The sequence below is a fragment of the Klebsiella sp. MPUS7 genome, assembly GCF_009905335.1.
GTDB classification, from domain to species: Bacteria; Pseudomonadota; Gammaproteobacteria; order Enterobacterales; family Enterobacteriaceae; genus Klebsiella; species Klebsiella grimontii.
In genome coordinates, this window is record NZ_CP047604.1 from 2,072,715 (window position 1) to 2,098,497 (window position 25,783).

At 57.0% G+C, this 25,783-nt stretch carries 26 protein-coding genes; 11 read left to right on the forward strand and 15 right to left on the reverse strand.

Translation table 11 applies throughout. The features are described from left to right. Nucleotides 1-47 precede the first annotated feature (47 nt). Entirely contained in the window at nt 48-1,022 is a 975-nt protein-coding gene (lpxM, locus tag GUC22_RS09780) for a lauroyl-Kdo(2)-lipid IV(A) myristoyltransferase (protein ID WP_024359874.1), read from the forward strand. Between the two features lie 65 nt (nt 1,023-1,087). Here lpxM and pyk read toward each other — a convergent pair whose 3' ends face one another. After that, nucleotides 1,088-2,530 carry a pyruvate kinase gene (gene pyk, locus GUC22_RS09785; RefSeq protein WP_004122043.1) on the reverse strand — a complete coding sequence of 481 codons (1,443 nt, stop codon included), beginning with the start codon at nt 2,528-2,530 and terminating at the stop codon, nt 1,088-1,090. Between the two features lie 125 nt (nt 2,531-2,655). Continuing rightward, nucleotides 2,656-3,561, reverse strand: coding sequence for a MurR/RpiR family transcriptional regulator (locus GUC22_RS09790; RefSeq protein ID WP_162685358.1), 906 nt, complete (start codon nt 3,559-3,561; stop codon nt 2,656-2,658). 319 nt (nt 3,562-3,880) lie between these two features. Between GUC22_RS09790 and zwf the strand changes: the two genes are divergently transcribed. From zwf to GUC22_RS09805, 3 genes are all read left to right on the forward strand, one after another. After that, on the forward strand, nt 3,881-5,356 hold the full coding sequence (gene zwf / locus GUC22_RS09795) for a glucose-6-phosphate dehydrogenase (RefSeq protein ID WP_004122041.1): 1,476 nt from the start codon (nt 3,881-3,883) through the stop codon (nt 5,354-5,356). Between the two features lie 220 nt (nt 5,357-5,576). Then, entirely contained in the window at nt 5,577-7,388 is a 1,812-nt protein-coding gene (gene edd / locus GUC22_RS09800) for a phosphogluconate dehydratase (RefSeq protein ID WP_024359873.1), read from the forward strand. A gap of 37 nt (nt 7,389-7,425) precedes the next feature. Then, nucleotides 7,426-8,067: a bifunctional 4-hydroxy-2-oxoglutarate aldolase/2-dehydro-3-deoxy-phosphogluconate aldolase gene (locus GUC22_RS09805; RefSeq protein ID WP_004103368.1), complete on the forward strand. Its 642-nt coding sequence runs from the start codon at nt 7,426-7,428 to the stop codon at nt 8,065-8,067. Nucleotides 8,068-8,112: 45 nt separating this feature from the next. On the opposite strand, the gene purT is transcribed toward GUC22_RS09805, so the two are convergent. Further along, complete coding sequence (gene purT / locus GUC22_RS09810) at nt 8,113-9,291, reverse strand: formate-dependent phosphoribosylglycinamide formyltransferase (RefSeq protein ID WP_004134812.1); 1,179 nt, start codon at nt 9,289-9,291, stop codon at nt 8,113-8,115. Between the two features lie 135 nt (nt 9,292-9,426). Between purT and GUC22_RS09815 the strand changes: the two genes are divergently transcribed. The 3 genes from GUC22_RS09815 (at nt 9,427) to ptrB (ending at nt 12,808) form a co-directional block, all read left to right on the forward strand. Next, a complete protein-coding gene (locus tag GUC22_RS09815) occupies nt 9,427-9,789 on the forward strand; it encodes a YebG family protein (RefSeq protein WP_004134813.1) in 363 nt (120 codons plus the stop codon). A 144-nt stretch (nt 9,790-9,933) separates the two neighbouring features. Then, nucleotides 9,934-10,614, forward strand: a complete 681-nt coding sequence (locus tag GUC22_RS09820; RefSeq protein ID WP_160183499.1) for a tellurite resistance TerB family protein — start codon at nt 9,934-9,936, stop codon at nt 10,612-10,614. 133 nt (nt 10,615-10,747) lie between these two features. Beyond that, the gene (gene ptrB, locus GUC22_RS09825) at nt 10,748-12,808 is read left to right on the forward strand and encodes an oligopeptidase B (protein ID WP_064342867.1); all 2,061 of its coding nucleotides are present in this window, start codon (nt 10,748-10,750) and stop codon (nt 12,806-12,808) included. Nucleotides 12,809-12,814: 6 nt separating this feature from the next. Here the strand turns inward: ptrB and exoX are convergent, their stop codons facing one another. Both exoX and GUC22_RS09835 read right to left on the reverse strand, forming a co-directional pair. Continuing rightward, the gene (exoX, locus tag GUC22_RS09830) at nt 12,815-13,474 is read right to left on the reverse strand and encodes an exodeoxyribonuclease X (protein ID WP_004134816.1); all 660 of its coding nucleotides are present in this window, start codon (nt 13,472-13,474) and stop codon (nt 12,815-12,817) included. A 78-nt stretch (nt 13,475-13,552) separates the two neighbouring features. Further along, entirely contained in the window at nt 13,553-13,783 is a 231-nt protein-coding gene (locus GUC22_RS09835) for a DNA polymerase III subunit theta (protein WP_004103351.1), read from the reverse strand. Between the two features lie 135 nt (nt 13,784-13,918). Here GUC22_RS09835 and yobA point away from each other — a divergent pair, with 135 nt between their 5' ends. From yobA to GUC22_RS09850, 3 genes are read left to right on the forward strand one after another with little or no spacing between them, the layout of a single operon-like run. Then, nucleotides 13,919-14,293, forward strand: coding sequence for a CopC domain-containing protein YobA (yobA, locus tag GUC22_RS09840; RefSeq protein WP_004134817.1), 375 nt, complete (start codon nt 13,919-13,921; stop codon nt 14,291-14,293). 4 nt (nt 14,294-14,297) lie between these two features. Continuing rightward, nucleotides 14,298-15,167, forward strand: coding sequence for a copper homeostasis membrane protein CopD (copD, locus tag GUC22_RS09845; RefSeq protein WP_004134819.1), 870 nt, complete (start codon nt 14,298-14,300; stop codon nt 15,165-15,167). Between the two features lie 16 nt (nt 15,168-15,183). Continuing rightward, on the forward strand, nt 15,184-15,522 hold the full coding sequence (locus GUC22_RS09850) for a YebY family protein (protein WP_004103344.1): 339 nt from the start codon (nt 15,184-15,186) through the stop codon (nt 15,520-15,522). Between the two features lie 384 nt (nt 15,523-15,906). On the opposite strand, the gene GUC22_RS09855 is transcribed toward GUC22_RS09850, so the two are convergent. The 7 genes from GUC22_RS09855 to GUC22_RS09885 all read right to left on the reverse strand — a co-directional run bounded on the left by GUC22_RS09855 (nt 15,907) and on the right by GUC22_RS09885 (nt 22,866). Next, nucleotides 15,907-16,866, reverse strand: coding sequence for a spore coat protein U domain-containing protein (locus GUC22_RS09855; RefSeq protein ID WP_049085573.1), 960 nt, complete (start codon nt 16,864-16,866; stop codon nt 15,907-15,909). 14 nt (nt 16,867-16,880) lie between these two features. Continuing rightward, entirely contained in the window at nt 16,881-19,211 is a 2,331-nt protein-coding gene (locus GUC22_RS09860) for a fimbria/pilus outer membrane usher protein (RefSeq protein ID WP_049130963.1), read from the reverse strand. 2 nt (nt 19,212-19,213) lie between these two features. Further along, the gene (locus tag GUC22_RS09865; protein WP_004134823.1) at nt 19,214-19,978 is read right to left on the reverse strand and encodes a molecular chaperone; all 765 of its coding nucleotides are present in this window, start codon (nt 19,976-19,978) and stop codon (nt 19,214-19,216) included. Nucleotides 19,979-19,996: 18 nt separating this feature from the next. After that, on the reverse strand, nt 19,997-20,515 hold the full coding sequence (locus tag GUC22_RS09870) for a spore coat U domain-containing protein (protein ID WP_032711055.1): 519 nt from the start codon (nt 20,513-20,515) through the stop codon (nt 19,997-19,999). Between the two features lie 22 nt (nt 20,516-20,537). Further along, the gene (locus GUC22_RS09875; RefSeq protein ID WP_024359865.1) at nt 20,538-21,089 is read right to left on the reverse strand and encodes a spore coat U domain-containing protein; all 552 of its coding nucleotides are present in this window, start codon (nt 21,087-21,089) and stop codon (nt 20,538-20,540) included. Nucleotides 21,090-21,666: 577 nt separating this feature from the next. Further along, nucleotides 21,667-21,810: an Ecr family regulatory small membrane protein gene (locus GUC22_RS09880; RefSeq protein WP_141816956.1), complete on the reverse strand. Its 144-nt coding sequence runs from the start codon at nt 21,808-21,810 to the stop codon at nt 21,667-21,669. Between the two features lie 111 nt (nt 21,811-21,921). Continuing rightward, nucleotides 21,922-22,866 (reverse strand): VirK/YbjX family protein, encoded by a 945-nt coding sequence (locus tag GUC22_RS09885; RefSeq protein WP_024359864.1) that lies wholly within the window; start codon nt 22,864-22,866, stop codon nt 21,922-21,924. Nucleotides 22,867-23,031: 165 nt separating this feature from the next. Between GUC22_RS09885 and pphA the strand changes: the two genes are divergently transcribed. Then, nucleotides 23,032-23,685, forward strand: coding sequence for a protein-serine/threonine phosphatase (gene pphA, locus GUC22_RS09890; RefSeq protein WP_024359863.1), 654 nt, complete (start codon nt 23,032-23,034; stop codon nt 23,683-23,685). Here the strand turns inward: pphA and GUC22_RS09895 are convergent. From GUC22_RS09895 to rsmF, 3 genes are all read right to left on the reverse strand, one after another. Then, on the reverse strand, nt 23,682-23,873 hold the full coding sequence (locus GUC22_RS09895) for a YebW family protein (RefSeq protein WP_004134836.1): 192 nt from the start codon (nt 23,871-23,873) through the stop codon (nt 23,682-23,684). The two genes, pphA and GUC22_RS09895, sit on opposite strands and share 4 nt — an antisense overlap. A 97-nt stretch (nt 23,874-23,970) precedes the next feature. Then, nucleotides 23,971-24,210, reverse strand: a complete 240-nt coding sequence (locus GUC22_RS09900) for a YebV family protein (protein ID WP_004103329.1) — start codon at nt 24,208-24,210, stop codon at nt 23,971-23,973. 115 nt (nt 24,211-24,325) lie between these two features. Further along, nucleotides 24,326-25,759, reverse strand: coding sequence for a 16S rRNA (cytosine(1407)-C(5))-methyltransferase RsmF (gene rsmF, locus GUC22_RS09905; RefSeq protein WP_024359862.1), 1,434 nt, complete (start codon nt 25,757-25,759; stop codon nt 24,326-24,328). Between the last annotated feature and the right edge of the window lie 24 nt (nt 25,760-25,783).

A 25,783-nucleotide genomic window follows, 5' to 3' on the forward strand; every position in this document is an offset into this window, starting at 1 on the left:
TAAACTAACTCATTATCTTTATTGAGCGGAACGTCTGCGGATTGGGCATGGAAACGAAAAAAAATAATATTGAATTTATTCCAAAATTTGAAAAATCCTTTTTATTGCCGCGCTACTGGGGCGCGTGGTTAGGGGTTTTTGCCTTCGCCGGTATCGCTCTGACGCCAGCGTCTTTCCGCGATCCTATTCTCGGCAAACTGGGGCGTTTTGTGGGCCGCCTGGCAAAGAGTTCGCGCCGTCGCGCGCAGATTAACCTGCTGTACTGTTTCCCGGAAAAGAGTGAGCAGGAACGAGAAGACATTATTGATGCCATGTACGCTTCCGCGCCGCAGGCGATGGTCATGATGGCGGAACTAGGCCTGCGCGACCCGCAGCGCATTCTTTCCCGCGTCGACTGGCAGGGCAAAGAGATCATCGATGAGATGCAGAGGAACAACGAGAAAGTGATCTTTCTGGTTCCTCATGCCTGGGGAGTGGACATTCCGGCGATGCTGATGGCGTCCGGCGGGCAAAAAATGGCGGCGATGTTCCATAATCAGGGCAACCCGGTCTTTGATTACGTCTGGAATACCGTCCGCCGACGTTTCGGCGGACGTATGCACGCGCGCAACGACGGGATCAAACCGTTTATTCAGTCGGTGCGTCAGGGCTACTGGGGCTACTATCTGCCGGATCAGGATCACGGCGCCGAGCACAGCGAATTCGTTGATTTCTTCGCCACCTATAAAGCGACGCTGCCGGCGATCGGCCGTTTAATGAAAGTGTGCCGTGCCCGCGTCGTACCGCTATTCCCGGTCTATGATGGCGAAACGCATCGTCTGACGGTGCTGGTGCGCCCGCCGATGGACGATCTGCTGGAGGCGGACGATACCACTATCGCCCGGCGGATGAACGAAGAAGTGGAAGTGTTCGTGAAGCCGCATACCGAGCAGTACACCTGGATCCTCAAATTGCTGAAAACGCGCAAGCCGGGTGAAATCGAGCCGTATAAGCGTAAAGAGCTGTACCCGCGAAAGAAATAATCGGTGTCAGCGGCGAAAAAAAACCTGCCAGCATTTGCCGGCAGGTTTTTTTATGGCGGAGAAAATTACTCGACGGTCAGAATACGGGTGGTGTTGGTGCTACCGATGGTGCTCATGACATCGCCCTGAGTGACGATAACCAGGTCGCCGGTCACCAGATAGCCTTTGTCACGCAGCAGCGTTACCGCGTCGTGCGCAGCGGCTACGCCATCATTGACGCTATCGAAATGAACCGGCGTCACGCCGCGATACAGCGCAGTCAGGTTCAGCGTGCGCTCGTGGCGAGACAAGGCGAAAATCGGCAGGCCGGAGCTGATGCGCGAAGTCATCAGCGCGGTGCGGCCGGATTCGGTCATGGTAATGATCGCGGTGACGCCCTTGAGGTGGTTCGCCGCGTACATGGCCGACATAGCAATGGCTTCTTCCACGTTATCGAACTGAATGTCCAGACGGTGCTTGGAGACGTTGAGGCTAGGGATTTTTTCCGCACCGAGGCAGACGCGCGCCATCGCGGCAACGGTTTCAGACGGATACTGACCAGCGGCGGTTTCGGCCGACAGCATCACGGCGTCGGTTCCATCCAGCACGGCGTTCGCCACGTCCATGACTTCAGCGCGGGTTGGCATCGGGTTGGTGATCATCGACTCCATCATCTGCGTCGCGGTGATGACCGAGCGGTTCAGCTGACGGGCGCGGCGGATCAGCGCCTTCTGGATGCCGACCAGCTCCGGATCGCCGATTTCTACGCCGAGGTCGCCGCGGGCCACCATAACAACGTCGGAGGCGAGGATCACATCATCCATCGCGTCCTGATCGCATACCGCCTCGGCACGCTCGACCTTGGCGACGATTTTGGCATCGCAGCCGGCATCGCGCGCCAGGCGACGGGCGTAGTTCAGATCTTCGCCGCAGCGCGGGAAGGAGACGGCCAGATAGTCGACGCCAATTTTGGCGGCGGTGACGATGTCCGCTTTGTCTTTTTCCGTCAGCGCTTCTGCAGAGAGGCCGCCGCCGAGTTTGTTGATACCCTTATTGTTGGACAACGGTCCGCCGACGGTGACTTCGGTGAACACCTTCATGCCCTGAACTTCGAGGACCTTCAGCTGCACGCGGCCATCGTCCAGCAGCAGGATATCGCCCGGAACCACGTCAGCCGGGAGTCCTTTATAGTCGATGCCGACTTTCTCTTTGTCGCCTTCGCCTTTACCCAGGTTCGCGTCGAGGAGGAATTTGTCACCGATATTGAGGAAAATTTTCCCTTCTTTGAAGGTGGAGACGCGGATTTTCGGCCCCTGTAGGTCACCGAGAATCGCGACATGACGGCCCAGTTTTGCCGCAATCTCACGGACTTTATCCGCGCGAATCTGATGATCTTCCGCGGTGCCATGAGAGAAGTTCATACGCACCACGTTAGCGCCTGCGGCAATAACCTTCTCAAGGTTGTTATCGCGGTCGGTAGCCGGGCCTAAGGTAGTGACGATTTTGGTTCTGCGAAGCCTTCTGGACATGTAATACTCCGTTGACTGAAACATCTTTGGTGTTGCGTGAACATGGATTCGGTAGCGCCGATGAGCAAAGTCGCTATACCGGAACGATACCGACGGTGTAATAGGATAGTGCTTTGTTTCTACTTTTATTGGTTATTGCTGTGTACGCTGAGCTCTTTATCAAACCGCGATTCCTTGAGCGCTTCCTTGACCCTCTTCAAGTTATCTCTGAATTTTGCGCCCCGCCGCAGGGTGAAGCCGGTCGCCAGTACGTCAATCACCGTCAGCTGCGCTAAGCGGGAAACCATCGGCATATAGATATCGGTATCTTCCGGCACATCCAGGGTAATAGCCAGCGTTGCCTCACGGGAAAGCGGCGTACCGGGGGAGGTAATGGCGATCACCATCGCATCGTTTTCACGGGCCAGCTGCGCCAGCTCCACCAGGCTTTTGGTCCTGCCGGTGTGCGAGATGATCACCACTACGTCATCGTCATTACAGTTCATACAGCTCATGCGTTGCAGGACGATGTCGTCGGAATAGATCACCGGTACATTAAAGCGGAAAAACTTGTTCATTGCGTCGTGGGCGACGGCGGCCGAAGAGCCGAGGCCAAAAAAGGCGATTTTCTTCGCCTGCGTGAGCAGGTCAACCGCCCGATTAATCGCCGACATATCGAGAGAATGATGGACCTGATCTAAACTGGCCATGGCGGATTCAAATATCTTTCCCGTATAGGACTCGACGCTGTCGTCTTCATCGACGTTGCGGTTAACATAGAGGGTACCGTGCGCCAGGCTTTGGGCCAGATGCAGTTTAAAATCCGGGAAACCGCGGGTTTCCAGACTGCGGCAGAAACGGTTAACCGTGGGCTCGCTGACGCCGGCTTCCAGCGCCAGGGCGGCAATACTTGAATGGATGGCCTGTGCGGGGGTTGCAAGGATGACTTCCGCCACTTTGCGTTCAGATTTGCTAAGGTGTTCCAGCCGGGACTGGATTTTTTCCAGCATGTTCATGGGTAATCGGGCGCTCATCAATGGAAGCGATTTCATTAATGGGTGAAATCATCAGGCGTTTTAGCAAGAATATACCCCTCCGTTGTCGGAAACGGTGAGGAATGACCTTAAAATATGTTGTTTTTTTTCATTACATGATCAGAGTCGTATTTTACTAACTGAGAATCGGTCGAAACAACGAACAATATTAGCCGCATGCCCAAAATCTCAGCGCCTGTTTTCCACCCTGTGCGATTTAGCAGCGGGAACCGGCGCTGAGGGTTTCGGGAAATTCGTAAACACAGTACGATGCAGTGAAAGAAAATTACAAATATAGCCTGGCACAAGCACCAGTCTATCAACTAAGGAGAATGACATGGCGGTAACGCAAACGGCCCAGGCATGCGATCTGGTCATTTTCGGCGCGAAGGGTGACCTGGCGCGACGTAAATTGCTGCCTTCCCTGTATCAGCTCGAAAAAGCTGGTCAGATCCATCCTGACACCCGCATCATCGGCGTCGGCCGTGCCGACTGGGATAAAGACGCTTACACCAAAGTTGTGCGTGAAGCGATGGAAACCTTCATGAAGGAAAAAATCGATGAAGGTTTGTGGGAGACCCTGAGCGGGCGTCTGGATTTCTGTAACCTTGATGTCAACGATACCAAAGCGTTTACCCGCCTGGGCAAAATGCTCGATCAGAAAGAGCGGGTGACCATTAACTATTTCGCCATGCCGCCAAGCACCTTTGGCGCGATTTGCAAAGGTCTGGGCGAAGCGAAGCTGAACGCGAAACCGGCGCGCGTGGTGATGGAAAAACCGCTGGGGACTTCCCTGGAAACCTCCCGCGAGATCAACGATCGGGTAGGCGAGTTCTTTGAAGAGTGCCAGGTCTACCGCATCGACCACTATCTGGGTAAAGAGACGGTGCTGAACCTGCTGGCGCTGCGCTTTGCCAACTCCCTGTTCGTCAATAACTGGGACAGCCGCACCATCGATCACGTTGAGATCACCGTGGCGGAAGAGGTGGGCATTGAGGGCCGCTGGGGCTACTTCGACCAGGCCGGGCAGATGCGCGACATGATCCAGAACCACCTGCTGCAAATTCTGTGCATGATCGCCATGTCTCCGCCGTCTGATTTGACTGCCGATAGCATCCGCGATGAAAAAGTGAAGGTGCTGAAATCGCTGCGCCGCATTGACCGCACCAACGTGCGTGAAAAAACGGTGCGCGGCCAGTACACCGCCGGCTTCGCGCAGGGTAAAAAAGTGCCGGGCTACCTCGAAGAAGAGGGTGCCAACAAGTCCAGCCATACTGAAACCTTCGTGGCCATCCGCGTAGATATCGACAACTGGCGCTGGGCGGGCGTACCGTTCTACCTGCGTACCGGTAAGCGACTGCCGACCAAATGTTCCGAAGTCGTGGTTTACTTTAAGACGCCGGAACTGAACCTGTTCAAAGAGACCTGGCAAGAGCTGCCGCAGAATAAGCTGACCATTCGTCTGCAGCCGGATGAAGGGGTGGATATCCAGGTGCTGAACAAAGTCCCGGGACTAGACCACAAGCATAACCTGCAGATCACCAAGCTGGACCTGAGCTACTCGGAAACCTTTAATCAAACCCATCTGGCGGATGCCTACGAGCGTCTGCTGCTGGAAACGATGCGCGGTATCCAGGCGCTGTTCGTGCGTCGCGACGAAGTGGAGGAGGCGTGGAAGTGGGTCGACTCCATCACGGAAGCCTGGGCCGCCGATCGCGATTCGCCGAAACCTTACCAGGCGGGCACCTGGGGGCCAGTTGCCTCCGTGGCGATGATCACCCGCGATGGTCGTTCGTGGAACGAGTTTGAGTAATCGCCAACTCCTCCGTCAGGGTTATTTTACCGGTAACATGATCTGACGCAGCAAGTCGTGTAATTTTTAATCTTTTAAGCCCCGGAGGATTCACCCCCGGGGCTTTTTTTATTACACTGCCTACAGATATTTTGCCCCTGAGCCCCAGTACAGGTGCCTTAAGCACCGAAAAGTATCGTTAAAGCGCTGCGGCCGGACAGATAAAATTTGAGGAGCCTTTATGAATTCAGAAATGTTACGGGTAACAAATCGCATCATCGAACGCTCGCGCGATACCCGCGAAGCCTACCTCGCCCGGATTAACCAGGCCAAAACCGATACCGTTCATCGCGCCCAGCTGGCGTGCGGTAACCTGGCCCACGGCTTTGCCGCCTGCCAGGCGGATGACAAAGCCTCGCTGAAAAGCATGCTGCGCAATAACATCGCCATCATTACCTCCTACAACGATATGCTCTCCGCTCACCAGCCCTATGAGCGCTATCCGGACATTATCCGCAAAGCGCTGCACTCCGCCAACGCGGTAGGCCAGGTCGCCGGCGGCGTTCCGGCGATGTGCGATGGCGTGACGCAGGGGCAGGATGGGATGGAGCTATCGCTGCTGAGTCGCGAAGTGATTGCCATGTCCGCCGCGATTGGCCTGTCGCACAATATGTTTGACGGGGCGCTCTACCTTGGCGTCTGCGATAAAATCGTCCCCGGCCTGGCGATGGCTGCGCTATCGTTCGGCCATCTGCCGTCGATCTTTATTCCTTCCGGGCCGATGGCCAGCGGCCTGGCGAATAAAGAAAAAGTGCGCATTCGTCAGCTCTATGCGGAAGGCAAAGTGGATCGTATGGCGCTGCTGGAGTCCGAGGCCGCGTCTTACCATGCGCCTGGCACCTGTACCTTCTACGGTACCGCCAATACCAACCAGATGGTGGTTGAGTTTATGGGGATGCAGCTGCCCGGCTCGTCATTCGTGCATCCGGATGCGCCGCTGCGCGAAGCGCTGACCGCCGCCGCCGCCCGTCAGGTGACCCGCCTGACCGGCAACGGTAACGAGTGGATGCCGCTGGGCAAAATGTTTGATGAAAAAGTGGTGGTCAACGGGATTGTCGCGCTGCTGGCAACCGGCGGCTCCACCAACCATACCATGCACCTGGTGGCGATGGCGCGGGCGGCAGGGATTATCATTAACTGGGATGATTTCTCCGATCTCTCAGACGTGGTGCCGCTGCTGGCGCGCCTCTACCCGAACGGCCCGGCGGATATTAACCACTTCCAGGCGGCTGGCGGCGTGCCGGTGCTGGTGCGCGAGCTGCTGAAAGGCGGCCTGCTGCATGAAGATGTCCATACCGTTGCCGGTTTCGGCCTCTCTCGCTACACCATGGAGCCCTGGCTTAATAACGGTGAACTTGACTGGCGCGAAGGGGCGGCCGCTCCGCTTGATGAAGCGGTTATCGCCACCTTTGACAAGCCGTTCTCTCGCCACGGCGGCACTAAAGTGCTGAGCGGCAATCTCGGCCGCGCGGTGATGAAAACCTCCGCCGTGCCGGTTGAGAACCAGATTATTGAAGCGCCGGCGGTGGTTTTCGAGAGCCAGCATGACGTGCTGCCCGCCTTTGAGGCGGGACTGCTCGACAAAGATTGCGTGGTTGTGGTCCGTCATCAGGGACCAAAAGCGAACGGCATGCCAGAATTACATAAACTTATGCCGCCACTTGGTGTATTATTGGACCGCCGTTTCAAAATTGCGCTGGTGACCGATGGTCGACTCTCCGGCGCATCAGGCAAAGTGCCGTCGGCTATCCACGTGACGCCCGAAGCGTACGATGGTGGTCTGCTGGCGAAGGTACGCGATGGCGACATTATTCGCGTCAACGGCCAGACGGGCGAGCTGACGCTGCGGGTCGATGACGCCGAGCTGGCCGCGCGTCAGCCGCATATTCCTGACCTGAGCGGTTCGCGCGTGGGAACCGGCCGGGAAATGTTCGGTGCGCTGCGTGAGAAACTCTCCGGAGCAGAACAGGGCGCAACCTGCATCACATTTTAAGACGATTCGATTTGTAGATCTGGCGAGAGAAAATCTGATGAAAAACTGGAAAACAACTGCAGAAGCAATCCTCACCTCCGGCCCGGTTGTACCGGTGATCGTGGTGAAAAAGCTGGAACACGCTGTGCCAATGGCGAAAGCGCTGGTTGCAGGCGGCGTACGCGTACTGGAAGTGACTCTGCGTACCGAGTGCGCGATGGACGCTATCCGCGCGATCGCCAAAGAGGTCCCGGAAGCGATTGTCGGTGCCGGTACCGTCACCAACGTTGAGCAGCTGAAAGAAGTGACCGAAGCGGGCGCGCAGTTTGCTATCAGCCCGGGCCTGACCGAATCCCTGCTGAAAGCGGCGACCGGCGAAGGCACCATCCCGCTGATCCCGGGGATCAGCACCGTATCCGAGCTGATGCTGGGTATGCAGTATGGTCTGAAAGAGTTCAAATTTTTCCCGGCGGAAGCTAACGGCGGCGTGAAAGCGCTGCAGGCGATTGGCGGCCCGTTCGCGCATATTCGCTTCTGCCCGACTGGCGGCATCTCTCCGGCGAACTATCGTGATTATCTGGCGCTGAACAGCGTGCTGTGCATCGGCGGCTCCTGGTTGGTTCCGGCGGATGCGCTGGAAGCCGGTGATTACGACCGTATCACCAAACTGGCTCGTGAAGCGGTAGAAGGCGCGAAGTAATTTTCGCGCGCTCACCAGAGGCCCGGTCCGCGACCGGGCTTTTTTTTATCCCGCAACAATGACTGCCGAAGCCGCCGCTTTGGCGCGCGTCACCGCTTCCTCAACGTTATCGGCGATCGCCAGCGTCACGCCCAGCCGACGCGAACCGTCGATTTCCGGTTTACCGAACAAACGTAACTGCAGCCCCGCGCCGACCGCGGCCTGAATATTGCTGAAGGTGACGTTCTGGCTGGTCAGCTGCGGCAGGATCACCGCAGAGGCCGCCGGGCCGTACTGGCGAATCGCGCCAATCGGCAGTCCGAGGAAGGCGCGAACGTGCAGGGCGAACTCCGATAAATCCTGCGAAATCAGCGTGACCATACCGGTGTCGTGCGGGCGCGGCGAGACTTCGCTAAAAATCACCTCGTCGCCGCAGACGAACAGTTCGACGCCGAACAGGCCGTAGCCGCCCAGTGCCAGCACCACTTGACGGGCGATTTCCTGCGCGCGTTCCAGCGCCAGCGCGCTCATCTGCTGCGGCTGCCAGGATTCACGATAGTCGCCATCCTCCTGACGGTGACCGACCGGCGCGCAGAAGTGTACGCCGTCCGCGGCGCTGACGGTGAGAAGGGTAATCTCGAAATCAAAGTTCACCACGCCTTCAACGATAACGCGTCCGGCTCCGGCGCGGCCGCCCTGCTGCGCATACTGCCAGGCGTCAGCCAGCTGCTCGCTGGAACGAATAAAGCTCTGGCCTTTACCCGATGAGCTCATTACCGGCTTGACGATGCACGGCAGGCCAATCTCGGCGACGGCTTCGCGGAAGGCGGGTTCGCTGTCGGCAAAACGGTAGGCGGAGGTGGGCAGCTTCAGCTCTTCAGCGGCCAGGCGACGGATCCCTTCGCGATTCATGGTGAGCTTTGCCGCACGGGCGGTGGGGACGACTTTCTGCCCGGTCTGCTCCAGCGCGACCAGGGTGTCGGTGGCGATAGCCTCGATTTCCGGCACGATAAAGTCAGGTTTTTCCTGTTCAATCAGCGCCTGCAGCGCTTCGCCGTGCAGCATATTGATGACGTGCGAACGGTGTGCGACCTGCATGGCCGGGGCGTCAGGGTAACGATCGACGGCGATGGTCTCAATTCCCAGGCGCTGGCATTCGATGGCCACTTCTTTACCCAGTTCGCCGGAACCCAACAGCATTACCTTTGTTGCCGCAGGGCGCAGCGCCGTACCTAATACAGTCATAACTCTCTTCCGCAGTAAAAAAACATGCGCCGCATTATAAACGAAAACGTTTGCGCATGTCTTTATGCGCGTCATTTGAGTTCGGCGGGAAAATTTGATATACTGTATAAAAATACAGTATTGAGAGGCTGCATCATGGCGGTTGAAATTAAATATGTAGTGATTCGTGAAGGTGAGGAAAAAATGTCTTTTGCCAGCAAAAAAGAGGCCGATGCTTATGACAAAATGCTCGATCTGGCGGAAGTACTGAACGACTGGCTGGTTGAATGCCCGCTAACGCTTGACGAAGAGCAGCGCGATAGCATGGCGATGTGGCTGGCCGAACGCAAAGATACCCTCAACCATATTCTGCGCTCCGGTAAGCTGCCGGAAGCCGACGGCGCCGCCGAGGCGCCAGCCGATCGCGCAGAAGCAGCAGAAGAGGGCGACAAGACCGACGACGTCGTCGAATCTGAAGCCCCGGCGCCGGCGAAGCCGCGTAAAGCGAAAGCGGCCTGAGTTACGCTGCCGCCGCCAGCGCTTCTGGCGGCAGGCTCCCGCGCTTCCCGGCGCGACATTTGCTCATCTTTAGCTGCCGATAACGTTTCCTGACGTCGCGTCGTTTAGGCTGGTGGTATCGCTTATCGCGCAACGAGGAAATGTATGGCTAACTGGCTTAATCAACTACAGTCTCTGCTGGGTCAGCAGGGGCGGTCTTCTTCATCTGACGATCAACCAAGCGACAAAAATTTACTCCTGCCGGGCGCGCTCGGCGGGCTGGCAGGTCTGCTGGTTGCCAGTAAATCATCGCGCAAGCTGTTGGCCAAATACGGCACCGGCGCGCTGCTGGTGGGCGGCGGCGCGGTTGCGGGCAGCGTGTTGTGGAATAAATATCAGCAGAAGATGCGCGCCAGCGCGCAGCAGACATCGGCTGATGTCGCGCCCGCACAGGCGCCATCTCCTGCACCGGCCGAACTCGACGCCCGCAGCGAACGGCTGATTATGGCGCTGGTCTTCGCCGCCAAAAGCGATGGACATATCGACGACCGCGAGCGGGCAAATATTGAAGAGCAGCTGCGCGCGGCAAACGTCGACGTCCAGGGCCGGGTGTTAATTGACCGGGCGCTGGCGCAGCCGCTTGACCCGCAGAGCCTGGTCCACGGCATCAGCAGCGAGCAAGAGGCGCTTGAAGTTTACTATATTAGCTGCGCGGTCATCGATATTGACCACTTTATGGAACGCAGCTACCTCAATGCCCTCGGTGAAGCGCTGAAGCTACCGCAGGACGTGCGCAAAGAGATAGAACGGGATATACAGGCGCAAAAACAGGCCATAACGGCTTAAATCCGTACGTTTCGCTTGCATCGCTGGCGACTTTTGCCACCCTTATATATTGTGTAGTCACGTTACCCTTCAGGCTGCTTTGAGGCAGCCTGAAAATTTTACTACCCAATACAAGCCGCAGAAGAATAAGCAGATGCCACCAAAAGCGAAACGGATCCCCCATGCCATGACCTTACATGGCGACACGCGAATCGATAATTACTACTGGCTACGCGACGACGATCGCTCGCAGCCGGAAGTGCTTGATTATCTGCGCCAGGAAAATGAGTACGGCAAAAAAGTGATGTCTTCGCAAAGTAACCTGCAGGATAGGGTGCTTAAGGAGATTATCGACCGTATTCCACAGCGCGAAGTGTCGGCCCCCTACAGCAAAAATGGCTATCGCTACCGTCAGGTCTATGAACCGGGCTGCGAGTACGCGATTTATCAACGCCAGCCGGTAGTCAAAGAGGAGTGGGATGAATGGGACGTCCTGCTTGACGGCAACCAGCGTGCGGCCGGTAGCGAATTCTATACCCTCGGCGGATTAGGCGTTTCGCCCGACAATAGCCTGATGGCGGTGGCGGAAGACTATCTCTCCCGGCGGCAGTATAGCTTGCGCTTCTTTCCCTTAAACGACGACCGGCAATTTGCGGAAGTGCTGGAGAACGTGTCGCCTGATTTTGCCTGGAGTAATGATTCGCAGACCCTATGGTACGTGCGTAAACATCCCACCACGCTGCTACCGTATCAGGTCTGGCGCCACCGTCTGGGGACGCCGGCCAGTGCGGATGTTCTGGTGTATGAAGAGCAGGACGATACTTTTTACGTCAGCGTGCACAAGACGACTTCCCAGCAGTTTGTGGTGATTTATCTGGCCAGCGCGACCACCAGCGAAGTGCTGCTGCTCAATGCGGAAATGACCGACGCCGAGCCGGTCTGTTTTCTACCGCGGCGTAAAGATCATGAATATAGCCTCGATCACTATCAGCACGCTTTTTATCTGCGCTCCAATCGCGAAGGCAAGAACTTCGGTCTTTATCGCAGCACTCTGCGCGATGAGCAGCAGTGGGAGACCCTGATCGCGCCGCGTCACGAAGTGATGCTGGAAGGTTTTACCCTGTTTACCGATTGGCTGGTGGTGGAAGAGCGCCAGCGCGGGCTAACCAGCCTGCGCCAGATCAACCGTAAGACAAGAGAGTCCCAGGGCATTGCCTTTGACGATCCGGCCTATGTGACCTGGCTTGCCTATAACCCGGAGCCGGAAACCTCGCGCCTGCGCTACGGCTACTCCTCCATGACAACCCCGGATACGCTGTTCGAGCTGGATATGAATACCGGCGAGCGGCGGGTGCTGAAACAACAGGAAGTCAAAGGATTTGATGCCAGCCACTACCGCAGCGAGCACCTGTGGATCATCGCCCGCGACGGCGTTGAAGTCCCGGTCTCGTTGGTTTACCGTGATGAACATTTCCGCAAGGGCGCCAGTCCGCTGCTGGTGTACGGCTACGGCTCCTATGGCGCCAGCATGGACGCGGATTTCAGCGCCAGCCGCCTGAGCCTGCTCGACCGCGGCTTTGTATTCGCTATCGCCCATATTCGCGGCGGCGGCGAGCTGGGCCAGCAGTGGTACGAAGACGGCAAGTTTTTGTGCAAGAAAAATACCTTCAACGATTATCTCGACGTCTGCGATGCGCTGCTGGCGCAGGGCTACGGCGATCCGCGGTTTTGCTACGGCATGGGCGGCAGCGCCGGCGGTATGCTGATGGGCGTGGCGGTAAACCAGCGGCCGGAGCTTTTCCACGGCGTGGTGGCCCAGGTTCCCTTTGTGGATGTTCTTACGACGATGCTCGATGAGTCGATCCCGCTGACCACCGGCGAGTTTGAAGAGTGGGGGAATCCCCAGGATGAAGAATACTATCGCTATATGAAAAGCTACAGCCCGTACGACGGCGTTCAGGCACAGACGTATCCGCATCTGCTGGTCACCACGGGCCTGCATGATTCGCAGGTACAATACTGGGAGCCGGCAAAATGGGTGGCGAAACTGCGCGCGCTGAAAACCGACGATAACCTGCTGCTGTTGTGTACCGATATGGATTCCGGCCACGGCGGTAAATCCGGCCGTTTTAAAAGCTATGAGGGCGTGGCGCTGGAGTTCGCGTTTCTGATTGGCCTGGCGCAGGGGACGCTGCCGGGCCAGGCGGAGGTATAGCGCCGATTACTCCCCGAGATAGTGCTTCAGCGTCAGGCGCAGCTCGGGGCTCATGCGATCCAGGTTATTGAACAGCCAGCGCAAATAGCCAGGATCGTTTTCCGCCACTTCCGAGACCGGCTTACCGCGATATTTGCCGAAGGTAAAGGTGGAGAGCAGCGCCGGGCGGCCGGTAATGGTCGCCATCTCCTCAGGCGTCCAGCCGGAGGTGTTGATGATATCGAGCAGCAGGGCGGCGGTGATATAGCAATCATAAAGCGCCCGGTGATGATGCAGTCCCGGTGGCGTCGCGACGCTGAGCTTGCGCGATTTATACAGCCCCATATTGCTGTACTTGATGCCTGGCCACAGGCGGCGCGCCAGCTTCATCGTGCAGATCCACTCGCCCTGCATTTCCGGCAACACCCGGCGATCAAAGCTGGCGTTATGGGCGACATACCACGGGCTGCCCATATACAGCGGCACAATCTCCTCGATCCACGGCTTATCGGCGACCATCTCTTCGGTGATACGGTGAATCGCCATCGCCTGCGGGCTGATAGGACGATCGGGGCGAACCAGGTGGCTCATGGGATTGGTAATTTGTCCGTCGATGATATCTACCGAGGCGATTTCAACAATGCCTCCCTGCAATCCGCAGGTTTCTGTATCGATTACGCGCAGCATGGCTCGCTCCAGGCCAAAGAAACCAGCGTAATGCAATGCGCAGGTCTTGCCAACTCGGATGTCCGCAGAGGACGGGAATTATTTCTGTTTCGGTTCATAGGGCAGGCGAGAGAGCGAAACGGAGGCCAGCCGATGGGCAATCAGACGCTCGCGAAACCAGCCGCGCAGGTGTTCGGGCTGCTCTCTTTCGACAAGATCGGCGACCACCGGCATATTGTAGCGCTCTTTAAAGGCGACCCCCGCCGCAGCGAGATCGACGTTCACTTTGTCCATCTCCTCCTGGGATAATTTAGCCAGGTTCTTTTCCATCGGTTTCTCCTCTGATAATGCCGCAAAAAGTACTAAGCACGCGGCAAAAAGGCAAGTCTCAGACGCTTAGCTCGACTGCGCCATTATACAGGGTTATTCTCTGTGCTACATACATAACAAAAAGGAATGACAACTATGCCAATCATCGCCGGACGCGCCCTGCGTCTGTCTCTGTTTCTCGCCGGTTGCCTGACCTCCGCAGGCGCATTTGCCCACGCCCATTTGCAACAACCGCTGCCGGCCGCCGGTAGTGAGGTGGACGCGTCACCGCAGGCGCTGACCCTGAGCTTCTCCGAAGGCATCGAAACGCAGTTTAGCGGCGTCACCCTCACCGGGCCGCAGCAGAAAGCGATCCCCCTCGGCAAACCCGTCCGCAGCGACAACAATAAGGCCCAGCTCACGGTACCCGTCGAGCAGGCGTTGACGCCGGGCGCATATACCGTTGACTGGCACGTGGTCTCCGTAGATGGCCATAAGACGAAAGGACAATACACCTTTACCGTGAAGTAAGCCGATGCTCAGTGCCGTCTATGTCAGCCTGCGCTTTATCCATTTCATCACGCTGATGGTCGCTTTCGGCTGCCTGCTTTACGGCGCGTGGTGGGCGCCAGCGGCCTTGCGCCGTCTGATGATGCAGCGCTTTTATCCGCTAATGCGCCATTTACTGTTGGCTAGCGCGCTGTCGGCGCTGCTGATGCTGATGGCGCAGGGCGGCCTGATGGGTAACGGCTGGCCTGATGTCTGGCAGCCGGCCATCTGGCAGGCGGTGGCCGGGACGCAGTTTGGCGGCGTGTGGGTATGGCAAATTTTACTCGCCTTTGTGGCGTTGGCGGTGGTCTGGCTGAAGCCCCGACGCCCGGGACGTTTACTGCTGGTGCTGTTTTGCGCCCAGTTGCTGCTGCTGGCGGGCGTCGGACATGCCGCGATGAACGATGGCTGGCTGGGGATAGTGCAGCGGACCAATCATGCGCTGCATCTGTTTTGCGTGGCCAGCTGGTTTGGCGGTCTGCTGCCGTTTATCTACTGCCTTCGCCTGGCGCACGGCCGCTGGCGGCAGGCCGCCATATGCACCATGATGCGGTTTTCGCGCTACGGGCATCTGGCGGTTGCCGGCGCCATCGCCAGCGGCGCGGTAAATGCGCTGCTGATCCAGGGCGGGTTGATTAGCGCCTCGCCCTGGGGGCGTATGCTGTTGTTCAAATGTGCGCTGGTGGCGGCAATGGTGGCAATTGCGCTGGTGAACCGGTATGTTCTGGTGCCACGCATGTCGGCAGGCGGAACGCGAGCGGAGCAGCTCATCGTGCGCACCACGCAGATAGAGATTGCGCTGGGGGCGCTGGCGCTGTTTGCCGTCAGCCTGTTTGCCACCTGGGAACCTTTCTGAATAAACTGGTTAAATCATGAAAAAAATCGTTCTGACAATGTTGTTATTGGCAAGTTCTGGCGCTGCGCTGGCGGCGCCGCAGGTGATTACCGTCAGCCGCTTTGAGGTGGGTAAGGAGAGCTGGGCGTTTAACCGTGAAGAGGTGATGCTGACCTGCCGTCCGGGCAATGCGCTGTTCGCCATCAATCCCAGCACGCTGGTGCAGTACCCGCTAAACGACATCGCCGAGCAGCAGATGAAAGACGGTAAAACTAACGCGCAGCCGATTTCCGTGATCCAGATTGACGATCCGCAGCAGCCGGGACAAAAAATGAGCCTGGCGCCCTTTATTGAGCGCGCGCAGAAGCTCTGCTGATCGCTGCCTGCATCCCGCTGTATTTACATGAAAAAAACCGCCATCCCCCGATATCGGGCGTGGCGGTTTTTTGTTGGCATCAGCAATTTTGATACGAATTATTCGTCCACTTTTGTCACGGACTGGAAAACCTGACACGGTAAACTATTCTTATAAGGCAAGGCGACTTAGCCTGCATTAATGCCAACTTTTAGCGCACGGCTCTCTCCCAAGAGCCATTTCCCTGGACCGAATACAGGAATCGTGTTCGGTCTCTTTTTATCTATTTTTCACAAATCGCAGATTCCCTTGCAAAACCCCACTCGCTTTTTTCGGGGCTTTTTTCTTATACCACAACAATAATTTCCTAAACATTTCTTTTACAAAAAATCGTCTGCTAACGTTTTAGTAGCTAACGGTCACCAGTACGGTATCGGTATAGGTTCCGGCAGGCTGGTTACTCTGGGTCGGGTTTATCTTTAGGATATAGTTTGCGGGCTGCGCGGCGCCGGAGCCGGTCACGCTGAGATTGTTATTTTCCGTCCATGCGCTGCCGTTGGGCTGGTAAAACTGATACTGCAGCCAGGCGGTAGCCTGGTTCGCGATAGGCTGGCTCATCTGCCGCCAGTCGCCGACGCTGGCGTTGGTGCTGGCGAGGTTGACGGTATAGGCCGCGTTTTTCGTGCAGCGGATGGCAAGCTGGCCGCTGTAGTTGCTAAAACCGGACGGAAGGGCGGCAGAGGCAAATTCGACGTCCGGCGCGCTGTCGATATAGCAAACATTGGTCACCTTCACCGACACATTGACCGTTGAGGTCAGGGTGCCGTTATTCGGAATACATATCTTAATGCCCAGTAGGTCGAGCCCGACGTAGCAGAACCGGTACACCCAGGTGATGGTTAACACATCGCTATAGGTACCGGCGGGGACGTTGGCTCCCGGGGTGGTTCTGAAGTAGAGCGGCATGGTGCCGTCGCTTGAGTTAAATAAACCCAGCAGTTCGAGCAGCGTTGTTCTGGACCAGCTAATAACGCCCCCGTCCTGATAGGCCGGCGAGCACGAAGCGTCAGAACAGACGCTGTAAGGGATGGCGTCGCCCGCGCCATTAAGCAACCGCGGAACGCCGTTGCTCTTGTTGGCCGACGACAGGGTGGCGCTTAATGTGTTGGTTGAGTTCAGCGCCACCAGTTCCGGGGTACAGTAAAACCCTGCGCCAGCCATCACGCCCTGAGGCGCGCTGTTGAGGGCAAAGGAATCCACCGGTCCGATAACCGGCGCGCTGGTTTTGATGCTGCAAGCGGCCAGCGCGTTGCTCGTTAGCCCAAGGAGAAAGAGCAGCGCGCAGATCGGGAGGATACTTTTCAACTTGATCTCCACTGTTATGGATGACAGCTAACCGGACCTATCCGTTGCGGAACCGGCGTTGTTTCCGGGAGCGCAAAGCGCACGCGGCATGGAAACGCCCCGGCGTTGACTATGACTTCATTGTCGCGCGTGAGATGCGAGAACCAGGCGACGCCGTCGTAGCCCACCAGACCGCGCTGTTTGCTGTTCACTTCCTCGACGGGCGTACCGACCGGTAGCGGCTGTCCCTGAGCATCGACGAAGACAATGGTTGCCGAACGCACGCGGTTAACCGGGAATTCAACCAGCGCGCCGCTGCCTTCACGCACGGCGATGCGCTTCTCCACCGTCAGCGCTTCGGTGTCCGTTGGCAATGGCAGCGTATCGAGGGTGATTTTTCCCGGATACCACGCCGTCGCCCATGGGATCAGCAAATGGCCGTTTTTATCCGTCACGCCGACTTTGCGGTTTTCATAGTTCACCGCAATATTCGGGTAGTTACCGGTGGAGACAACGATAAACGCGTCGTTAATCTGCCGGGTGAAGAACAGACTGTTATCCATCAGCACCACCGATCCCGTGGCTTCAAACCAGCTGTGACGATCGTTGCGCGAGCCGTAGTAGCCTCCGCTCAACGTTGACACGCGGTTGATCCAGGTGAGATCCGCCTGGCTATAATTATCGCCGCCCACCGAATGGGCGAGGTTCCAGCCAAGCCCGCCTTCTGCCGGGGCGGAGCGGTTGAGGCTGATATTTTCGCCCCATTGACCGGAGCTGGCGCGCTGGCCGCTTAACTGCATAGAGCTTTGCGAATCGAAAGGGATGATGATCTGCAGCATGCTGGAGTAACTACCTTCTTGCAGATCGCGGTTTACGCTCAGGTTGAGGCTGCTGCTAAGCCACAGGCTACGGCTCCAGGAGAGGTTCAGCAGGCGGGTGCGCGAACGATCCTCGGCCTGGATATCAAAGTAGCCAATGCTAAAAGAACCGAGGGCGCTTCCCCACGGACTCAGGCTCAGCGTGGCCTGGTCTGACTGGCGGCTGAGCGTGGCGCTAGAGCCATAGGTGCTGAGGTTGTCGTAGCTGGCGCTGCGGCGGATATGCTGATAGTTCACTCCCCAGCTGTTGCCGTAGTAGGAGTAACCCGAGGTGAACTGGTTTCCGTCTCCTTCGCCGCGGCTGGCGCTGCCCGACAGGCTGAGGGTACCCAGATTTCCTACCCCAATATCGCCGCCTAGCCCGGCATTGGTTAATCCCTGACGGTCTTCGGTATGCGCCGAGAGCGTAAGCCAGTGGGTTAATCCATAGCGATAAATCGCGCTCACCGCGCTGGCGCCATAATCGGCATTCTTGATGCCGTAGTTGTTGCGCAGGGCACCAAGGGTGAAATCAAAATCGCTCAGGCCTTCCCGCAGGAGGGTATTGGAGACATAAAAAGGAACGCTGGTGGAGACCTGACGGCCAAGGGCGTCGGTGGTCACTACCGTCGCTTCGCCGGCGCCGCTGATCCACGGCACGTTGGTCAGCGTATAGGGGCCGCCATTAACCTGCGACGAGCTGGTTTTATAACCGTTAATAAACAGGTCGACGCTTGAAGGGACCGCCGCGCTGCCGGATAAGTTAAGCAGCGGATATGTCACCAGATCCGGGCGAACGCTGAAGTTGCGGCTTATGCGTAGCCCCCCCATGCGCACGGAACTGCTCCAGGTCAGGGCGTTACTGACCACGTCGCCGGCCTGGTAGCTTATCATCTGCTCGCTATCGCTGTATTTCCACAGGGTGTCGTAGCGCATATAGCCCTGCTGTTGATAGCCCGTTGCAGACCAGTTTTGCCGGATCGCGGCGTTATTGGAAAGGACGCCCGGCGGACCAAAAAGACGCGTTTCGGTGAAGGTGCTGGTGGTTTGCGTGCCGCCGGATGAAAAGAGGCTGTAAGCGTCGTAGTTAAATAAAATCCCCGGACTGCCGATCGCGGCCTGGTATTGTTGTCCCATGGTCTCCCCGATGCGCTGTTCGGGGAGCCACTGGTCCGGAACCTGAAGCTTAAGCACTTGCCCCGGCTGGTCGTATTCCACCTTAACCGAGGGGAGCGTCGTGACATCCACCAGCGCATCGTGGGTTTGCAGAGGAATATGCGCTTGCCTTAGAACGCTGGCCGCGACCCAGTAGTGACCAGCGTTGACCTTTACCGGAACGGCGTTGGCAAGGATATTGCCGTTGACCGATAAGCTGAGGTACAGCTCATACTCCTGCTTTTCGCCGTAGGATGCCGCAGGGGCGGGCAGTGAATCATAGGTCGCGGCGCAGGCCGTCACCGATGCCATCGCCAGCAGCCCTCCGGACGCCGTCCTTTTCAGGTCTCTCATTTTCAACGATTCGCCGGAATTTCCACCGCCTGACCGTTATCCGTTAATTTCGCGAACAGATGCATGCCTGATGGCACGGAAGACTTTCCGCCGCTCGGGAAACAGGCCTTTTTCTGCGCCAGAACGTAGCCGAGAAGGCCATTAGCCTGGGAAATTTGGCCTTTGCCGCTCGCGTTCGCCCAGTAAACCGTACTGAGCCTGGCGTGTTGACTGCCTCTATTCTCGATGCACAGCGTCTGGCGGTTATTTTGCTGCGCGAGCGACCAACGCAGCGTCGTCCTTACCGATTCGACTGAACCCGCGTTCTTTAGCGGCGCGAGGCCTTGCCCATAGGTAAACAGCGGCAGGACATAGCGCATGCGCATTTTCAGCCCTGCAGAGTTCTGTTCCGTCTGTGCTACCGGCTGCGCGGCTGGGATCTCATCGATAACAATGCGGTAGGACTGCTCTTTGCCGTTGGCGATGGGGGCGACGCGCATGAGCCGCACCAGCTGGCGCTGCCCCGGCGCTACCGTGGTAAAAGGGGGGCTGGCGACAACATCGCGCTGGTCGGCGTAGACGTCCGCTGACGCTTTTTGATCCCAGGCAAAAACGCGCAGCTGCAAATTAACCGGCGAACTGCCGCGATTCTCCAGCCACAGTTCAGAACCTTTCTCATGGCTTTCGATAGTTTGAAAGATCGGCCATACCAGGACGGAGCTTGCGGCCAGAACCGATGAGGGAAGAGATAAAGCGAATATAAACGGCGCAAATCTACAGCGAATCATAGTTAACCTGTGAATTATCTAATAGGTCAGCGTGACGGTGACCGTGTCGGTATAGGAGCCCACCGCCGGGAAGCCATTCGTGGCAAAAAGGCGGCCATAAACCGTGTAGGTTTGCGTGGTGCTCGGAAATGATGCGACGCTCAAGGCTTGCGTACTGTTGCCCCAAACGTTAGCGCGGTTGGCGTCCTGATAAAGCTGATACGCCAGGGTGTTGTTGTTGCCGTTCGACATGTAGCGCTGGCTGGCTGAGCCGCCGTTGACGCCATAGTCGAGGGCGATTGAAATAGCGGTGCCGGGCGTGCAGGTGACGATGATTGAGCCTGCGCCAGAGGTACTGGCGACATCAACGTTGCTGTATAGCGATGACAGGGTGCCAAAACTCAGGGTGCCGAAATCTGTTGTTTGGGAGCCGTCTCCGGCGCCAAGCGCGCAGCCTGCGGCGATCTGCGCGGAGACTTTAAACGTCTTCTGGACAACGGCGGCATGGGTGCCTGAGATAAAAAGCAGAATTAATGTAAGCCACTCGGGTCGAAGCATGACGCCCATTTTCCTTATGCGATTACCAGGTTAACGTCGCGGTGACGATGTCGTCATACACATCGGCCGTCGGCGCATTGACGCTCTGGTCTTCGGGGCGGATGCGGGCAAAAACAGGAATTGCCTGAGGATTGCCGGTGCCAACGATAGGTATCGTGCCGCCGGGCAAAATTTCATTACTGCGGGCGGCATCTGAATAGAGCCGATAGGCAATCTGCTGGGTACCGCCGGCGTTTTTCATATAGCGCAGCGCTGCATCGCCAAACTGGCCGCCGTCAAGCGTCAGGGTCGAGTCGAGGTCCTCGGTGCAGGTCACGGTTAGCGCGTTTCCGCCGCCGCTGCCGGTGACTTCCGCATCAATGGAGTTGGCGAGATCGCCATAGGCGCCGAAATTAATGTTGCCCCAGCGGTTATTCTCGCCATTGCGGACGTTCGATACGCTGCATCCGCTGCCGAGCGTCACCTGGACGCCAATCTGGCCGCTTAAGGATCCCGCTGCGAAAGCCGGTTGACTAATAACGATGGCGCTCAGTAAGCCGCCCAGCACACTGCGCGAGATGGTTTTGACGTTCATAGAGAACCTCTTAGTGGAAAGCCGCTGAAGAAAAACAACAATATAGTGATAGACGTTGGTCACCGGGTAACTGCCGCGGTTTTGTTGGTTAACGTATAACTACTCCTGCGGAATATGTGTAATTTTGTATTAATTGCTGACAATGTGTTTTTTATTAGTTTGTTATGCTGTGTTATTGTTATTTGTATGGAACTAAATGCTTTATGTTAATTAATTGTTGGTGTTATGTTTTTTATTTGTGTTTTCAAGGGGGCGTAAAAATAAGGTGATTTTTTTTAAATCACAATCTGGCGCAAACTTTGCAACAAAAAATCTGGACAAAAAGCCGGGCGTAGACACTGGGCACCGTTCAGTGAGGGAGAGGAGAAAACACCTGCACGAAATCAGGCCCATAGTGCAGGTGAAATGTACGGGCCAACATCGGAAGAGACCCAGTATACACATTTGTATGACAAATGAAATAATAGACAAGAAACGGCGTTAACTTTTTTAGCGGTTATTTTTCTGAGCGCTTGACGGGTTATTTCCGGATGAAAGGAAGACCGTAACTTACGGGATAAAAATAATCGGTAAGAATTTATTCCGGCGCGACGAAGGAGGGATACAGCCATGTTTCCAGAAAGCTCACCAGGAACCATATTTTCCCGCTAAAAATAAACCACAAAGCAGCGGCCAAAATAATCAGCAGGATAGCCAGCAGGAGTATTTCAGTTTTGCTCATAACTTCACTAGCCGTCCGTAAGGAATACAACGAAGTTATGATAGTAACTAAAGCGCCGTAGAAGATGCAAACGCCGTCGTGCTAAACGGCGTTGGTGAAACGGCTGGAGATCTAATCCATGAGTATCGCCATCTGAGCGGCCATATCATCCAGCAGTTGAAAGCGGCGACGATATTCAGCGCGCTTCTTGCTGGCGATGCTCTCAAGCGTCTTTCTTTCCAGCTGCAGCGGTAAGCGCCAGCGCCAGGCGCCGTCGGCGACGCCATCGATAGATTGCCAGAACTCATCGTAGCTGGCGTGAAAATGACGTCCTTTACTCAGCCGATAGCGCAGCGCGCGGAAGACGTGACCGTTATCGCTGACCCCGTAAATATGATGAACGTGGCAGCGCGCCGCCATCAACCAGATAAACTCCAGCAGCAGGCGTTTTGGGAACAGGCCGTAACAGGCGCGCGTCGCCCGCTTAATTACGTCATGCGGGATATTGCTGCGCGGCCCCTGCAGACCGCCGATGGTGAGCTGCCATTGCTCCTGCTGGCGGGTGACGCTAAAGGTCGCGCTGGCCAGCACGGTCTCATCGCTATCGCGCAGCCATAGCGTCGTCTCGCCCTCGCGTTCGGCTTTACCCGCCGAGGAGGCGGAGAGCGTAAACCGGCTGTCGTCTTTGCCCGTTAGCTCAAGCAGCGGCGTCTCTTTCGCGGCGGTCATGGCGCCCGCAAGGCGCGAGCCTCCCAGGGAATCGACGAACTGGTAGTGGCTGATAATGGCCTGCGCGCGCTGGCTGGCGTTTAATCCGCGGGTCAAATACTGGCGATGAACTTTGCCCGGCAGCGTCACCTGAGCGGCCAGCAGCTGATTGAAGTCCGCACGCGCCGCCAGGCTCTCCAGCATGCTGTGCGTTGGCGCATAAAATAATGCCGTGCGCAGCAAAAACTTAAGCCGGTAATGGCGTTGTTGCCAGATGGGGGCAGGGGTTAGCCGACCCATCACCAGATCGGCAATAAGATTTGGGCGTCGTTCAACTACGCTGGCTGAATGCAGGCTGTTATCCGTCACGATGAATACCTCGGAGTTATTTAGCCTCTATTCTATGGATATATCTCGGGGAGCTTAATACCTCGCCGGACTATATTTGCCTTTCGTTTAAAGTCGATTGAGGTGCCAATATTAAGGGCGTTGAAGTGACGGATTTTTCCTATAATTATGGCAGGAGGACATAATATGTATCAGCGCATTAACGGTTCCGCCTGGCGTAATATCTGGCTGGTGGGCGACCTGCACGGCTGTTTCGCATGTCTGATGGCGGCCCTTCGCGAGCGCAGGTTTGACCCTTATCAGGACCTGCTTCTCTCGGTGGGCGATCTGATCGATCGTGGGCCACAAAGCGCGCAATGCCTGGATTTACTGCGCTATCGCTGGGTTTGCGCGGTGCGTGGAAACCATGAGCAGATGGCGCTGGAGGCGCTTGCGGGCGGCGACATGCGGCTCTGGGAGATGAACGGAGGCGGCTGGTATACGCAATCTCCGCAGAACCAGAGGCGGCGCCTTGCGGAGCTTATCGCCTCCTGCCGCGACCTACCGCTGATTATCGAACTCCACAGCGGTGGGCAGGTGCACGTGATTGCCCATGCTGATTACCCCGCCGCGGTATATCGCTGGCAGTGCGCCGTCGATGAGCATCAGGTGTTGTGGCGTCGGCAGCGGCTTACCGACCATTTCGCCGGGCGACACGGCGCGATTGCCGGCGCCGATCATTTCTGGTTCGGCCATACGCCGCTCCAACGGCGCTACGACAGCGATAACCAGCATTATATCGATACAGGGGCCGTATTTGGTGGAGAGCTAACCCTGGTGGCGCTACAGCTGGCGGGCTAAAAATCGCTGTATTCTCGGGCGGGGAGCCAGAAACTGTCGATAAAATCTTCTACCGGAAAGCAGCCGCCGTGGCGTATCCGCTGATCGTCCATGGCGGTTATGCACTGCCGCTCGTTATCGTAAACATCAACAACGATATCTTCACAGCCGCCGTCCAGGTAACAAATAAACAGTACTAAGGCAAACATCCTGGCCTCATATCCTGAAAAACATATTGTTAAGTGTAGGAGATGTCGGAAAAGCGGGGAAATAAATAACCCGTCTCAGGCGACGGGTTCATTTGAATCAGGCGAGGCGCATGATCCAGGCATCGGACTGGCGATCGTAGTGCTTACGGTAGAGGACGGAATGTTCACCATCAAGTATGGCGGGCACGCTGGTGTCCGCGTCCCATGCATCAAGCTGCATGCATAAATCCGGATCGGATTTGCAGGGAATGCTTAACGTTCGCTCTCCCTGCTGTTCGCCGTGCAGTTCGGCGTCGTCTATTTCAAACGCGCCGATACGTACGCTGGTTTTACTCATAAATTCACCCCGTTTGTCTGCTAATTTGTGGTACGACCAGTTGAGGCCGACATTTTTCAGCGTAGACAAACGGGCGTAAAGCGCCAGTGAAAAAGTGCTGTTTTTCGAGGCGCCATCACGCTTTTTTGCTAAAAAGCTTACCGTCGCGCACCAGTTCGCGGGGATAGCTGTTTTTTAAACGCGACCCGACTTTTTTCGCCAGCCCGAGCGGCGCGCCCTGATAGGTGACAATCGCATCATCCTTCTCCGGGAGCGTTTCCGGATAGACGTCGCGACCGCGGTACCACTCTTCCGCTTCGGCCTGAGTTAGCGCAAAGGGCGCGGCCGGCGCGGCAAGCGCAATCACCGCTTCGTGCTGCCAGCGGTAGCCTTTGTTGTGGGTTTCGGCGAGCCGGATCCCGATGCGGGAAAAGCGCACTTTACCGAACAGCGCTTCGAGCGCCTGCGGGAAGAGCCAGATTTCTTTATCACGCTGCCAGAGCGTATGCTCGGCGCTCCACTGCAGACCGACCGTGGCGGCGGCGGCAATAACGGCGGCGGATTCGCGGGTTTTAAGCGGCGTGAAGGGGAATTTCCCGACTTTATAGCCCGGCGCCGGGAGCGGCTCAATGGCGGCGGTTTTGCGTAAGCGGGCGACGAAGAACCCTTCGCAGTCAAAAATCTGCGGAAAGACGTGCAGGAAACCCTCGTCGGTCAGCGCTTCGCTGGCCTGGGGGAACAGCGAGCCGAGCGGCAGAACTTGCACCGCCTGCGGATAACGCGCTAGCAGCCCGTTGACCACCTCTTCGTTTTCTTGCCGGTTCAGGGTGCAGGTGGAGTAAACCAGCGTCCCGCCGGGGCGAAGGGCGTGAAACGCGCTGTCGATAAGTTCTCGCTGGGTTAGCGCGATCTCCGCGTTGCTTTCCGGTGACCAGTTTTTCAGCGCATCGGGGTCTTTACGTACTACCCCTTCGCCGGAGCAGGGGGCGTCGAGCAGGATCGCGTCAAAGCATTCCGGCAGCGCGGCGCCGAATACCCGACCATCGAAATGGGTCAGCGCCACGTTGCTAATTCCGCAGCGGCTGATATTGGCGTGCAGGACTTTAACCCGGCTGGCGGAATACTCATTGGCCAGAATGCCGCCTTCATTGCCCATGCGCGCGGCGATTTGCGTGGTTTTAGAGCCCGGCGCGGCGGCGACATCCATCACCCGCTGCGGCGTTTCACCATCGGCAAACAGCGCGGCGACCGGCAGCATGGAGCTGGCTTCCTGGATATAAAACAGCCCGCTAAGATGCTCGGCCGTGCTGCCCAGCGGCAGGTCGTCTTCGTCTTCACGCTCGATCCAGAAACCCTCTTCGCACCACGGAACCGGCGTGAGCTGCCAGCGATAGGGGGCTACCAGCTGCAAAAAATCAGCCACCGTGATTTTCAGCGTATTGACGCGAATGCTCCGCCGCAGCGGGCGCTGGCAGGCGGCGATAAAGTCGTCAAAAGAGAGATGCGTCGGCATGGCCGCACGCATTTGAGCGAGGAATTCTTCAGGAAGATAGACAGCGTTTTGAGCCACGGGGAGCGCACCACAAGGAAAAAA